Below are 12,273 nucleotides of genomic sequence, written 5' to 3'. Positions count from 1 at the left end.
TCAAGGAGAGAAAATATGATTAAAGAAACCTTCACCGATAAATTATTTGATCGGGTAAATATACTGCTGCTGATCCTGCTTAGTCTAGCAATGGTTTTTCCGTTGTATTATGTATTAAGCGTTTCACTCACAGATCCAAAGGAATACTTGAAGGGCGGACTTATTCTATATCCACATAAATTTACACTTGAAAATTACAAATACTTGTTATCGACGCCATTGTTTATCCGTTCCATGGGAGTTTCAACTTTCCTTGCCGTTGTAGGAACAGCACTCGGTCTTATCGTTACTTCCGCCCTTGCTTATACGCTTTCTAGAAAGCGCTTACTCGGAAGGAAAGCAATTCTGCTTTTAATTCTAGTTACGATTTTATTTCATCCCGGCATTATTCCGAATTATTTGTTGATCAGGGATATGGGATTAATGAACTCTTTGTGGGCGCTCATTCTTCCGGCGCTCAGCAGCGGATGGAACGTCTTTCTGATGAAAAGCTTCTTCGACAGCATACCCGAAAGTCTGGAAGAAGCGGCTGTAATAGACGGCTGTAATGATGTGAACGTATGGTGGCGCATTATTCTTCCGCTTTCTTTGCCAGCCTTGGCGACCTTCGGCCTTTTCTTTGCCGTCGCTCATTGGAACGTATTTTTTAATGCAGTACTGTACATTAATGATTTTCAGAAATGGCCGCTGCAGCTCGTATTAAGGCAAATGCTGATCGAATCGAACACATCAGCCGGCGGGGGCAATATGCTCGAGCAAGGACAGATCATTAACCCGCAATCGATAAAAATGGCTGCTGTAATCATTGCGACGATTCCTATTATGATGGTATACCCATTCCTGCAGAAGCATTTTACCAAAGGGGTTATGGTAGGATCTGTAAAGGAATGAGAATATACAAGATATTAGATGTTAAAAGGGAGGAAAAAAAATTGAAGAAATCAAAACTGCTATCCATTCGAAAGATGTCGGCTGTGCTGCTTGTGTTTACACTTGCAGCCGGGACCCTGCTTGCAGCGTGCAGCAACAACAGCCCAAACAACACGACTAGCGGCAGTAATGTGAACAACAAAACAACCAACAACACGGGCAACAAACCAGATGATCAAAAGAATGGAAACGGCACTGGAACCGCACAGCAGGAAGAACCTACTCCCATCAGCATTATGACGACGTTCTTTGGAGCGGAGCCGCCAGGCCCGGATAACGTCATTGTCAAGGAAATTGAGAAACGAACGAATACCAAACTTAACATCACTTGGGTGTCCCCTAACAGCTACAACGAGAAAGTGAATGTCACTCTTGCTTCAGGAGATATCCCGGATCTGACCCTGATCGGCGATAATTTTGCACCAAATGTTAGAACAATGGCCGAACAAGGTGCTTTTTGGGAATTAGAATCATATATTAAAGATTACCCGAGTCTAAGTGAGTATCCGAAGGAAGCCTGGGATAACTCGCGGTATCAAGACGGGAAGATTTATGGCGTACCGCGTGTCAGAGGATTGGACGGAGGTATGGTCTCTGTCCGTAAAGACTGGCTCGATAAGCTGAAACTGCCGGTACCAAAGACTATGGATGATCTATATAATGTGATGAAGGCATTTACTAATGACGATCCTGACGGGAATGGCAAGAAAGATACGGTCGGACTTGTAGGCAGTATCGGCTCGGACGGTCTAGGTCTGGGTAGTTTCGCACCTATTGTTAATACATTCCAAAATGCCAATGACGGATGGAAAATTGACGGAAGCGGTAAATTGGTTAATATGATTACAGATAAATCGACGAGAGATGCGCTTGCATGGCTCAGCAAGGCGTATAAGGAAGGACTTATTCACAGCGATTTTGCAACTTTGAAGAACACCCAGGCCAGAGAAGCCGTAATGGCCGGCAAAGCGGGTATTGCTTTTGAGGCTGCATCAGCGGCATGGGTAATGACGGAAGGGATCAGAGCGACGAATCCTAGCGGTGATATGCTTCCACTTGTTTCGTTAACCGGACCGAGCGGCATTCCATATATCGGCAAAAACGTTGGATATAACGGAATATTCGTTATTCCAAAAACCGTTTCTGAAGAGAAGATGAAAAAGATTCTCTCCTTCTTGGATTTCGGCGCATCGGCGGAAGGATATGAGCTGGGATCTTATGGGTTTAAGGATATCCACTTTACGAAAGACGGAGATTTCTACGTGCAAACGGAACAAGCGAAGAAGGATATCGTCTCCACCTCTGCAATCGGGCAAATTTTCACCCGTTACGATAAATACGCTTATGCGAAGGCTCCGAACGTTCCGGCCGACTATTATAACCGGAATAAAGGAATCATAGACGAGATCGGCAAGGTCAGTGTTTCCAATCCGTCATTTGGTCTCTATTCCGAAACATGGACGAAATACAGAAACGACCTCCTTAAAAAGGTGACTGATCTGCAAGTGAAAATTATGCTTGGAACAGAATCGCTGGATAAATGGGATGCCTTCACGAAAGAGCTGGCGTCGGATCCGAATTGGAATAAGTCCTTGGAAGAATTGAATAGCGCTTACAATAAAAAGGCAGGTAAGTAATGGCTCGAAGTTTGTTATAATGGTAATATTATGAAGTTTCAAAGATTGGATTGATCGCCATGAGGAAGATAAGTCTGAACTTTTTCTACAAGAATTTAATAATTGTCTTCTTGGTGACTTGTCTTCCTATGGCGATTATTGCAGTTAGCAACTATTTTATCGGCGTTAAACAAATTGAGGCTGAGGTGAAACGAAACCACCGGCTGCAGCTGCAGGAAATCTACCAGAGCATGGAGAAGCAGCTGTTCCAGGTTGAAATTATCGGTAATCAATGGGTGTTTAATCCGGTGTTTAACAAGGAACTGCTAAACGGTGATTTGCGTTTAAAGCCTGATACAACCCGTGAGCTCCTCGTTTCTTTACGGATTTTGAAGGAATCGAACCCGCTAATCGGCAATGCGGTATTGTATCTGGATAAGAATCATTTAATCGTTTCGGATGAAGAAGGGATCTATACCATCACAGATGAGGAAATCAAGCAAACCTTCCATCAATTATTAAACGAAAAATCCTCTCTTATGTGGTGGAACCACCCTATTAGTCCGCTTAAATATAAAAGCAAGGTTAACGTAGCGTTTGCTCACAAAATTCAAGGAGCGGGAGGCGATCCACTCGGCACGATCATTCTGTATCTGGACAAAAACCAAATCGATGAATTCCTTTATCCGCTTAACCCCGATGGGGAAGGCGTTGCCTATATATTAAATAAGGATGGAGATTGGGTAACAAACGGCAGAAATCAGAATGAGAAGGTACTTGAGCTGGACGAAGCGGTCCGGCGCGAAGTTATCGATCATGATCTTGAAGCCGGGGACTTTATCTTCAAACGACAGGGAATCAGTTATTCGGTTACAGTAGGTACCTTCTCGCGGAACGAGTGGAAGTATGTCGTGGCCACACCGCTCTCCAAACTAACATCCCCCGTTATACTGGTATCCCAACTTGGTTTTGCAATCAGCTTAATTGGCTTGTTTGTTGCCATTATCCTCTCATGGTTGGCGTCAAGACGAATTTACAGACCCGTTAAACATTTAGTAGGCCTGTTTAAGGACAACGTCGGGATACCTTCAAACATTGATAAGAATGATGAATTTCAATTCATTGCAGGAAGATGGCGGAAACTTATTGATGAAAGTCAACAGCTGGAAACAAAGCTGGAGCAAAACCGGCATTCGTTAAAGGAAGGCTTCTTGCTTCAATTGATACAGGGTCACTTATATTTTTTTTCCGAGAAGGACTTAAGAGAGAAAATGACGTTCCACGGCTGGAATGCGGACGATAAAGGATTTGCTATCTTACTGGTTCGGATGGACAGCATTGCCGACACCAAAGGAAAGTTCAATGAAGGAGACGAGCAGCTAGCAACCTTTGCCGCAGCCAATATTACGCAGGAATTACTGCAAAGCAGCTGGAAGGATGCGGAGGTCATTAACTTCCACGATTTGTCGCTGGCCGTGTTTTTTACATTTCCGGCTGAGCTTCCTAAGGAACAAGTGAAAAGCGATCTGTTTCATTTCTCCAACCAATTGATCCAGGTGTTGACCCGATATTTGACAACGCGAATTACAGTCGGGGTTGGGAAGCTTGTCTACTTCACGCATGATATTCATAAATCTTTGGAAGAAGCCAGAGCAGCTCTCCAATTCAGAGATTTAGACAAGAATGAACAGATTCTGGATATGGACAATTTACTGCCGCAGGAGAAAACTCAGGTGAGCTATCCGTTCAACAGTGAAAATGCCATTATTCAGTCGATGAAAATGGGCCTTAAGGATGAAGCGATCAGGGAACTCGGCAGCTTCGTGGTTGAGTTGAAAGAAAGTCAATCGATGGAGATTCAATTTCAACAGGGAATGCTGCAGCTGCTTGGCAGCATCACGCATGCTTTGCTCAAATCGGGCGTTTATTCGACTGTACTGCAGCGCGGCGGCAACCTGTATGAGCAATTGAGCGCGATTAAAGAACCGGATGAGATCATTCTATGGATGCGCCATATGATCATTGAGCCCTATGTCGAAGATCTCTCCAACACGCGAGAGAAAATCTTAGAGCAAATTGTGAGTAATGTGACTTTAGCCATTCATGAGAATTACCACACTCCAATTTCTCTGGAACTTTTTGCGGATGAGCACGGGGTTACGTCTTACAATCTGAGTAAAGCGTTCAAGCAGTACACGGGAACGAACTTTATTGATTATTTGACGAATACCAGACTGGAAAAAGCAAAAGAGCTTCTTCGGACGACAGAGATGAAAATTAACCATGTGGCCGAAAAAGTAGGATACCAGCCGACTTACTTTATTCGGATTTTCAAGAAGCTGGAAGGGCTCACTCCTGGGCGCTACCGGGAAATGTATGAAGAAAGAAGATAAGCCTATTCGTAAACATCAGCTTTTTCTTTCCAATCGTATTGTAAGCGCAATCATTATGCTAATTATGCAAAAAATGGGTGAATGGAGGTTATATATGACCAATAACCAGGGGGCTATCATTTTAGGAATCACATCTGCAAAAAATAGACTTCAAGAGGAGTGATCTGAAATGTCTAGTGGCGGGGTAAAGATGTACAACGTGCAGAGAGTAATGATATGGATGACAATTGCTTTGACGTTTTTATATGGGATATTATCATTACCGCAAAGTTTACGTGCAGAGGACCCAAACGGGATTATTGTTCCCTCGGAACAGACGGTGGGTAGCGAGGAATTGGCAAATTCACCACAACCTTTGGCAGCGGCAGCGGGATCTATTGTTTCTGGAGCGATCCATGTGTCAACCACCGGATCCGATTCTGGGAGCGGGACTGAGGCTGCGCCTTTTCAAACGCTAGAGAAAGCTCGTGATATCGTCAGGGCAAAGCTCGCAGCGGGAAAGCAAACGGCGGATATCGTGGTTTACATTCACGGAGGAACATACTACTTGAGTCAGACCTTTCAACTTAATAGCCAAGATTCAGGAAAAAACGGGTATAAGGTCATTTATCAAGCCTATCCTGGAGAACATCCGATTATAAGCGGAGGCACAAAAATAACGGGATGGGAATCGATTGGGAACGGTGTGTTTAGAGCTCCGGTAGGCAGTCTGGAGTTCCGCCAGCTGTATGTTAATGATAAGAGGGCGGTTCGGGCGAGAACGCCGAATATAGGTGAGTTCTTCAGAATAAAGCGGTGGGATAGAGCGAATCAGAATATTATTGTCAATTCACCCGAAGTGGCGAACATCCAAAACCCGCAGCAAGTTGAGATGGTTATCCAGACGTATTGGTCCGATCAGCATATGCAGATTGAATCTTTGACTCCAAATGGGGACGAAACGACAATCAAAGTAAAAAGTCCGGGAAAGGATGTTCTATTCAACCGGACAGCGCCGCAGATGGATCCCAAACAGTCCTATCATCTGGAAAATGCGATGGAATTTATGGATCTTGCCGGAGAGTTTTATCTTGATCATGCCGGTGGAATGCTCTACTACAGACCTCGCTATGCGGAAGATATGACGAGAGCTTATGTTATCGCTCCGGTTCAGGAAACCTTAGTAAAGGTAACCGGAACACTTGAACAAACGGTGAAAAATATTCAGTTTATCGGACTTTCCTTCCAGCATACCGGATGGAATCTGCCGACACAGCAGGGGTATACCAGCACTCAAGCAAGCTTTTATCCGATATTAACGAATTATGACGGCAAGGTCCCTGCAGCTTTTTCTGTTGAGGCAGCTGAGAAAATCGTCTTCAAAGGCAATACCTTCCAGCATTTGGGAGGCACGGGGCTTGATCTTATCTCCGCGACGAATAATGTGGATATTATCGGTAATGTATTCAGAGATATATCCGCCAACGGGATGAACGTGGAGAGCGGGTTATCGATACTGAAACAGATGCCAAGCGATTTAAGAACCATTGTCAAACAAACGCGTGTATCGAACAACTTCATCACGAAAGTCGGCCAGGATTATTATGGCTCCGTCGGAATATTTGGCGGCTTTACGGAGGCGCTGACGGTGGAGCATAACGAATTGATGGATCTCCCTTACTCAGCGATTTCCGTAGGCTGGGGATGGACCATAAACACCACACAGCTTAAGGATAATGTGATTCGATATAATAATATCCATCATATTATGCAGCAAATGGTGGATGGCGGCGGGATCTATACGTTGTCCAAACAGCCGAATTCGAAAATTTATGAAAACTTCATCCATGATTTTGACCGATCCCCTTGGTCTGCGCCGCCTACGGATCCCACCAAGAACTGGTTTCCGGTCGTAGGCATCTATCTCGATCAAGCTACCGAAGGGTACGCGATAGAGCGAAACGTGATCGTCAATGTCCCTACTCCAATATTCGCGAACCGGTTTAAACTCGGAGCCAACACGTATACCGATAATTATGGCGATTCCGAAACGATCAAAGCTAATGCAGGTTTAACGGGACAATACAAGAGCCTATCTACCCCGGTTAAAGAGTATGATCCGCTGCTGCCGGAGCTCACGCAGGCCATTACAGACGAGGAAGGTACAAAAATTGAATTAACCTTCAGCGAAGCGATACAGGCTTCTTCCATTCGCCCGGAACGTTTTGTTCTGGGCGGAACAGCCACAACCGTAGCAACAGCTGTAATGAATAGCGCTTTACCAAATAATAATGTGGTTGTTTTGCAGGTTTACGGACAGCTTGAATATCAAAAACCGATAACGGTTACCGTACAGCAAGGGGCATTGAAGGACGCAGCGTTAAATGAAAATGCCCCAATCGAACAGTTCTCAATAACCAATCAGGTCCGCAACCCTTTTGTTATTGATCTTGAAATAACGGGGTCTCCTATTCTCAGCGTTAATGAAACAGCCACTCTTCATCCGTTTGTGAAAACCCGCGACGAAGTGCCCGTCCCTTCGGGTCCGGATGAATGGGAGTATGTTTCGGCTAATCCAGCCTTAGCGACAGTAGATGCTCAATCAGGTGAAATTCATGCCGTGGGCGCCGGAGAAACTTTCATTACGATCACGACGGTGCATGATGAAATCGTAGTTACAGCGAAACTGGATCTCTATATATCCGCTGCAGGACAAACAAAACCAGCCTTTGTCAATATCGCGAAAAATAAACAATCCTTCTCCTCTGGTACAATCGCAGGTCCGAGTTTCGGCCCGGAGAAAGCATTAGACGGCAACGTGCAAACGATTTGGACGACAGCAGGTGTGGGCACACTTACCGCTGATCTGGGCGACTTATTCCGTTTATACAAAATACAGCGAATCGAAATTGTTACACGTCAGGATACGGACCAGCAATCTCCACGAAGAAACTTTGAAGTGCAGGCTTCCAACCGCAAGGATTTTTCCACTTTTACGGTACTTGGAAGCCAAAATGAACAGACGCTTCCATTCCGCGCTACTTGGGGCGTGAATCTGCCTCAGCCGCAAACCTTCCAATATATTCGTTTCTCAAAACCAATTGATTATGCTTCCGTGGCCGAGCTGCGTGTCATTGCTGAATATGATACTGGAGTCGATCTTTCTCTGAATTGGCCTGAAGGAAGTACACTGCAGGCTTTCAAAGAAGATGAACCGGGTAAAGTCCGTTTGGAATGGACTCCGCTTGCTGCATCTTACAATATCGCATCCTACAACATCTATGTCGATGGACGCGCGCCTACTTCTGTAACCGGTTCGGTCTATACGGCAACAGTAAGCAATTGGCCGGAAGATGTACCCGTAACCGTTAAGGTTGATGCGGTCAATACTGCAGGACGCTGGAGTACCAATGGTCCATCCGTCTCGTTTGCTACAAGTTGGCCGGATTATCACGTCGAATTGGGTATGGGCGGAGGTTCGCCTATCATGAATGTGGGAGAAACGCTGCAGCTTGAGCCGGTTCTAACCCATGATAACGGAACCGTCATTGAGGGACCTACAACTTGGCAGTATGAGTCGCTAAATCCGGCAATAGCAACAGTGAATGCACAAACGGGTGCAATAAATGCTGTCGGCAGCGGTGATACCCAAGTGAAAATTACAGGTGTCCACGCGGACGGAAACTTTATTACGAAGCTTGATCTATATATCGTTGCAGCTGGGCAAACAAAACCGGCTACCGTCAATCTTGCCAAAAGAAAACCGGCGACCGCTACTTCGGCGATTAGTGCGACTTATGGGGCCGATAAAGCTTTTGATGCCAATAACGGTACGCTTTGGGCGACGAGCGGCCCTGGTTCATTGACTGTAGATTTAAGTGAATCATACCGCTATTACGATATTACACGTATCGAGGTCGTTACACGGCAGGATACCGATCAGCCGTCAACGCGCAAATTGTTCAGCGTTCAGGGATCCAATCAAAGCGACCTTTCTAATTCCGTAATCTTGGGAAGTCAAAATGATGAAGTTCTGCCTTACCGTTCAACCTGGTCTGTCGATTTAGCAACACCGCAGTCATTCCGGTATATTCAATTCGTCAAGCCGGTCAATTATGCAGCTGTGGTTGAATTAAGAGTAATCGGAAGACCTAAGCAGGCGCAGTCGCTGCAGTCACTGCAGGCAGAGCAGCCGCCGGCAGAGCAGCCGCCGGCAGAGCAGCCGCCAGCGGAGCAGCCGCCAGCGGAGCAGCCGCCAGCGGAGCAGCCGCCGGCAGAGCAGCCGCCGGCAGAGCAGCCGCCGGCAGAGCAGCCGCCAGCGGAGCAGCCGCCAGCGGAGCAGCCGCCAGCGGAGCAGCCGCCAGCGGAGCAGCCGCCGGCGGAGCAGCCGCCAGCGGAGCAGCCGCCAGCGGAGCAGCCGCCGGCGAAGCAGCCGCCAGTGCAGCCGCCAGTAGAAACGTAATCCATTTTTAATCAAAGGGGAGCTCTCGCGGCTCCCCTTATTATTTAATAGTTCAGCGAATGAGATAAAAATTAATTGTTTCCTTCATGTTATATAGGAGCTTGAAATTATAGAATGAGCTTGTAATTTATTCTTCATAAGGGGGAAGCTCTTCGTGAATCCGTTGTATATCTCGCAAAAGCTCTTCGAACATTATGAACACATCGAGGAGGTTAAACATTATTACGGTTTATTGGCCATCTATGCCTTGCTGCTAACCGCTGAAGAAAAGCAGGATCCCGTTCTGCTGGGCAAATGCAAAACCGTATTATCCCGGTTTCCCGACCACATTCAACACCCGCGATATAATTTTCCCAGCTACCGGATCGGCGGCATTCCAAAGGCTTACTCGCTCATGAAAGACTACCTGCCGGAAGCAGAAGAACAGGTAAGATATTATGCGGAGGAAATGTTGACCGCCTCCAGAGACCGTAAAGGCATTATGTCGTATCCATATGCACCCGAGAAGGAATTGATCTGGATTGATGTAGCGATGGCAGTGACTCCGTATTTGTTGTTCGCTGGCCTGGCGCTTGGCGATGAGAAGTATATTGACGAAGCGGCTAAACAAACATTTCTGATGTACGAGGAGTTTCTCGACCAAGAGAACGGCCTGCTGCATCAAAGCAAAAACTGGGCGGGTCCGGGCAAATATTCCGAGGATCACTGGGGGAGGGGAAATGGCTGGGGTTACCTGCCTCTGGCCGAGCTGGTTCAGCATCTGCCGCAGCATTCCCGCCACCGGACCAAAGCGGAGAAATATTTTAAAGATCTATCGGCGTCCTTACTGCCCTATCAGTCGGAGAGAGGATTATGGAGGCAAGAAATTCCTTTTGAATACGCTTACGAGGAGACATCGGGCAGCGGATTGATCCTGTACGGAATGGGAGTTGGCATGCGCACAGGCTTATTGGACAGGGAGAAGTATTTCCCTGCCTTCAAAAAAGGGATTGAGGCATTGAATCAGATCTGTATCAATGCGGACTTCTCGACGGAACGCAGCTGTCCGGGGTGCTTGTGTCCCGGTGACGGCGAGGAGAAAGGAACCGTGAAGGCGTATGTCACACTGATGCTTCCGCACCGGGATGAGCATCATAGCTTCGCTCCGTTAATGTTCGCGCTGGTGGAGGCTTACCGGAACGGTATATATGATTTACCTCGCGATTCCCATTAAGAGAGCAGAAGGAGGCAGGCATAGGTGCAGTCACATTTAAAGGAGCAGTTTTTTTTGCATACGGATGATCCGAACCCCGATATCTGGAGCTTTGAAACAGAAGAAGCGGGCGGAATCCTGGCGCCGGCCCTGTCCAATCATGGGGATAGCGTTACACATAAGCAATTAAGCCAGCCTAATCGCTCGGTTATGCGGCTGGATGGCATTGAAGTGATTCGTTCAGATGCGGCGCAGAGGTATGAACAGCCGATATTAAAGGCGGAGCGGACTTGGATCATGGCAGATCCAAACACCTTCTTTATTATCGACCGGATTAATGCGGACCGTCCGGTAAAGGTGCATAGTCAATTTACACTCAACAACGCGGACAGCCGGCTGAGCCTGAAGGTTGCCGCTGAAACAAAGCTTGTTCTGAGGCGAAATGGCGCGGGGATGAAATTTTTTCTGGTGCGTGCAGCTTCGAACGGGGAGGAAAACCGGGCCAGCTTATGGCTCGATACCGGAGATTCGCGATACAGCGAGCCGGTGGAAGTGATCGCCGCCAGGTTCGGTTATACCAGCGAATCGTATCGGCAAGAGCACACAATGGTTTATGCCGCTGCAAGAGACGATACGGAAACCGTAAGACACTGGCATATACTTCCTCTGACAGACAGGCAGTTCTACGTGGAACCTTCTGCCAAGTCTGGCGGCTATTCACTGGAGCTGGCGCAGGATGAAGAACTTATCATTCGAAACCACAGCAGCGGCAGGAATTACAGAATAAGCCGGGAGGAGCTGACTCTCCTATAAAGATTTAAAAATGTTACCCTTTCAAATAATGCGATGGGGATTCGCCGGTCAGCTTTTTGAACAATCGGCTGAAATAATAAATGTCCTGGAATCCAACCGACAGCGCAGCTTCCGTCACGTTGCAATCACCGCTGAGCAGCAGGTCCTTGGCCTTGTTGATGCGTATATGATTCTGGTACTGCACGGCGGTCATACCCAGTATTTTTTTGAACAGCAGTCGGAAGTGGGAGGAACTTAAGCCGGAAAGGTTAGCGAGCTCATCGATGGAGAAGTCTTCTTTATAATTGGAAAGAATGAGGCTGGCTGTTTTCTCGATTGCGGTGTAATGGGCCGCGCCATGAATCGTCCGATCCTGTTCTTTAATAATTTGGTACAGAATATCCATAAGAATGCTCTTGCATTTGATCGTGAAACCGCTTCGCTTGCCGCTCCAGACCAGACTAAGCTCGGCGAACAACGATTGAAGCTTGTACGGATGGGTGCTGCGAATGACATTCTCAAACTGATCCAACTGCTTCCGGGCGTTGTCATTGTGGAATTGGATATCGAAAGAAATCGAATAAAAGGCCCAAGGGTTCTCCGGAATGGACCTTGCAGAACGCTTCAGTCCTTTGGGGAAGAAAAGGAGATCCCCTTTCTTAATATGCATCTCCTCATTTTGAAACTTGTAGACAGCCTCGCCATCTGAACAATAGGCAATGATATAGGTATTCAGATTGACGATGCCATCAAGCTTCCAATGCGGATCGGGCTCTCTTTCATTGATATGCTCGATGTATAGAATATTGAAATCATAATCATTTTGTACATGAATACCGGACATAAGCGGATCGCTCCAACCGTATAGATTTCATTGTTCCCATTATAAATGTGTATGCAAATGAATGT

At 46.7% G+C, this 12,273-nt stretch carries 7 protein-coding genes; 6 read left to right on the top strand and 1 reads right to left on the bottom strand.

Annotation, left to right across the window (positions count from 1 at the left end; all coding sequences use genetic code 11):
- Nucleotides 1-15 precede the first annotated feature (15 nt).
- From ACFPYJ_RS27920 to ACFPYJ_RS27895, 6 genes are all read left to right on the top strand, one after another.
- Nucleotides 16-891: a carbohydrate ABC transporter permease gene (locus ACFPYJ_RS27920; protein WP_379191518.1), complete on the top strand. Its 876-nt coding sequence runs from the start codon at nt 16-18 to the stop codon at nt 889-891.
- 41 nt (nt 892-932) lie between these two features.
- Nucleotides 933-2,567 carry an extracellular solute-binding protein gene (locus ACFPYJ_RS27915; protein WP_379191517.1) on the top strand — a complete coding sequence of 545 codons (1,635 nt, stop codon included), beginning with the start codon at nt 933-935 and terminating at the stop codon, nt 2,565-2,567.
- 128 nt (nt 2,568-2,695) lie between these two features.
- A complete protein-coding gene (locus ACFPYJ_RS27910; RefSeq protein WP_379191516.1) occupies nt 2,696-4,939 on the top strand; it encodes a helix-turn-helix domain-containing protein in 2,244 nt (747 codons plus the stop codon).
- A gap of 397 nt (nt 4,940-5,336) precedes the next feature.
- Nucleotides 5,337-9,380, top strand: coding sequence for an Ig-like domain-containing protein (locus ACFPYJ_RS27905; RefSeq protein ID WP_379191515.1), 4,044 nt, complete (start codon nt 5,337-5,339; stop codon nt 9,378-9,380).
- A 154-nt stretch (nt 9,381-9,534) separates the two neighbouring features.
- On the top strand, nt 9,535-10,593 hold the full coding sequence (locus ACFPYJ_RS27900) for a glycoside hydrolase family 88 protein (protein ID WP_379191513.1): 1,059 nt from the start codon (nt 9,535-9,537) through the stop codon (nt 10,591-10,593).
- 24 nt (nt 10,594-10,617) lie between these two features.
- Nucleotides 10,618-11,385 (top strand): hypothetical protein, encoded by a 768-nt coding sequence (locus ACFPYJ_RS27895; protein ID WP_379191512.1) that lies wholly within the window; start codon nt 10,618-10,620, stop codon nt 11,383-11,385.
- A gap of 13 nt (nt 11,386-11,398) precedes the next feature.
- Here ACFPYJ_RS27895 and ACFPYJ_RS27890 read toward each other — a convergent pair whose 3' ends face one another.
- Entirely contained in the window at nt 11,399-12,208 is an 810-nt protein-coding gene (locus tag ACFPYJ_RS27890; protein ID WP_379191511.1) for an AraC family transcriptional regulator, read from the bottom strand.
- Nucleotides 12,209-12,273: the final 65 nt, after the last annotated feature.

It is taken from the genome of Paenibacillus solisilvae (assembly GCF_042656405.1).
GTDB classification, from domain to species: Bacteria; Bacillota; Bacilli; order Paenibacillales; family Paenibacillaceae; genus Paenibacillus_Z; species Paenibacillus_Z solisilvae.
Note: the sequence above shows the minus strand (reverse complement) of the source record. Positions and strands in the feature narration are given on the sequence as shown.